Below are 2,331 nucleotides of genomic sequence, written 5' to 3'. Positions count from 1 at the left end.
TCTGTAGTTTTAGATGACAAGAATCCACTTTTTTTTCTTATGACTTTGAATGAGTGACTCGTGTTTTTCCTTGACTTCTTGGATAGTAACATCGTTATCCGCGTCAATTAAAATCTTACCAAGACAAAGGAACCGTCACCTTGTCTTCCTTGTCTTCTTCACCTTGTCTTCTCATTTTGTAATGTTGAGTTGTTTTGGTAATGGATATGGGGGCAGTTGTCCGTTTTGTGGCAGTAATGAATCTAAGTCATTCTGAGAAACCAGATTTAGTTTTTATGAATTGGCAATAGGTAATATTATCCAGTTGTTGTTCATTCACCCAGACGACACCTGAGATAAAAAGAAAGGTCAGCGGATTTTTTACGTCCGCTGACCTCGTTACTTTTACTACCATGTCCTATACTTGGTTACAATAGCCCTCTATTGATTGTATCATTCCTACCCCCGCCTTTATTCTTGCTTCGATTGTACCAGTCACTTTAATTAAAACAGTACCATCTATATCATTTATTAAATCAATACTACCTCTATACTTATTGTTATTTGATGTTATCATAATTTCTTTAATTCCAAAGAAATCCAAATGAACTATCACCGTATTATGTCCTAGCGCTACCCATTTTTTAGGCGGTTTATCCGCAAAATAAGGCATGTCAAAAATGAGGGACACCCTATCTCCTTCATCATGAATTTTTATTTGTGAAATACGCACATCTACAAGCTGTGGTACTTCAGTATACAAATTTGTGATAAACGTACTTTTTTCTAAGCTCTCATGCCACATATAATCACCTCTTAAATTATATTCATTAATAGGAATAATGATCTTGCGTCCCTGGAACACTCCCTGTACGTGTATTATCAGCTGGCCTTACATTAAAGTGTGAACCTTGATCTCCCTTTTCATGTCCGGCACTATGTTCCTGAATTACTATCTCCTGACCATTGCTATTGGTATAGTGGTATTCTCTTGTATAAATCACATTGCCACTTGCATCTTTAATCACATTTCCACCTTCATATGGAGCAGAACGCATAGGTACAAGTTCGACGTAATCAGGTTGTTGACTACTTGGAATGCCAGCATCCCTCTTCGCTTGATTTAGAGCACCATTTCTTCCTATCGTAGAAGCAGTAATAACCTCAGTACCATCAGTGGTATTGTCTAGTATTATCGGAGGCGGTGAAGTATTTCCAATGGGATCACTTGGCATGCTAGTTGTAGTCGAACCTTGTTGTTGTCCTTCAAGTGTCGTACCACTACCTGTAGAAGGTTTATCGGTACTTGTGCCGGGAGGAACCGTTGCCTGTCCACCACTAGTATCCGTAGCCGGAGGACTAAACGTATTACTAACCCATGTCTTTAAATCACCTATTAAACTTCCTGCACTATCAAGCCAATTCCCTCCGGGGTTACAATATGCTACAACTTTTCCAGAATTGTCTACAAGCTGTTGTTGCTCATTTATCATCTGTACAGATAAGCCTGCTACCAGCATTGTAGTTGCTAACTGAGGATTCTCCTTAATAAGTTTAGCTAAATATATAACGTGTTCAAAATCATTATTTCTTATTTCACCAACAGCTACACTAGCCCCTGCTTGGATATCTCCTCCAGCAACACCAGCAGCTGCAGCTCCGATTATGGCACTTGCCCATTGACGCATAGCAGGATCTTGAATCTTACTCAATTCTGATTGGAGAATTTGACTAAATCCTGCACTAGCAGCTCCAGATACAAAACTACTACCGCCTAGCTGCGCCATGATTCCGCCCAATACGGCATCAATAGTTGCTTTTTCGGGACTACCTGGCTTCAAACCTAAATTTCCTACAGCCTTAAATGCTTCTTCACCAAATACCTGCGCCAATTCCTGCCGTTCTTGTACAGTTTTCTTATCAAATATCTTACCTAAAGCATTTACTGCCCCCGCAGGGTCACGACTAAGGCCACTCAAATCTTGGTTTGGATTATTCCGTATTTCAATAGTTCCAGGTGAAATTGCGGATTGCGTTGTACTATCAGCATCCCCACTTGCAGTTACACCAATGTTAGGGGTTAATCCTAGGTCTTTCTTTTCTACGTCTTTACCGTTAGCATCTTTACCTGCAGCGTAACCAACTCCCGTGCTGCTTGCGCTGTACTCAGCCTTATTCTCAATATCACTAAAGGTTAGCGTATCGGTAGAGAGCCTATTCTTATCTGCCGTAGCCTCGCTGCTAATGACCGCACCCGTAAGGTCAGTGTTCTTTTCTACCGTGATGTCAAAACCATCTTTTCCGGCGTAGATACCAGCCTGTTCAACAACGCTGTTGTATTCGGAGTTGGTT

General features: G+C 40.8%; 2 protein-coding genes. Both read right to left on the bottom strand.

Going from position 1 to position 2,331, the window contains the following annotated elements; genetic code table 11:
* Window positions 1-397 precede the first annotated feature (397 nt).
* On the bottom strand, window positions 398-784 hold the full coding sequence (locus B9A22_RS24720) for an Imm50 family immunity protein (RefSeq protein WP_084578585.1): 387 nt from the start codon (window positions 782-784) through the stop codon (window positions 398-400).
* A gap of 25 nt (window positions 785-809) precedes the next feature.
* The coding region (locus B9A22_RS25920; protein ID WP_245824139.1) for an HNH/endonuclease VII fold putative polymorphic toxin at window positions 810-2,331 on the bottom strand (1,522 nt) is incomplete at its 5' end.

This window comes from Sporomusa malonica, from assembly GCF_900176355.1.
Taxonomy (GTDB): domain Bacteria; phylum Bacillota; class Negativicutes; order Sporomusales; family Sporomusaceae; genus Sporomusa; species Sporomusa malonica.
This window is presented reverse-complemented; position numbering and strand designations above follow the sequence as displayed.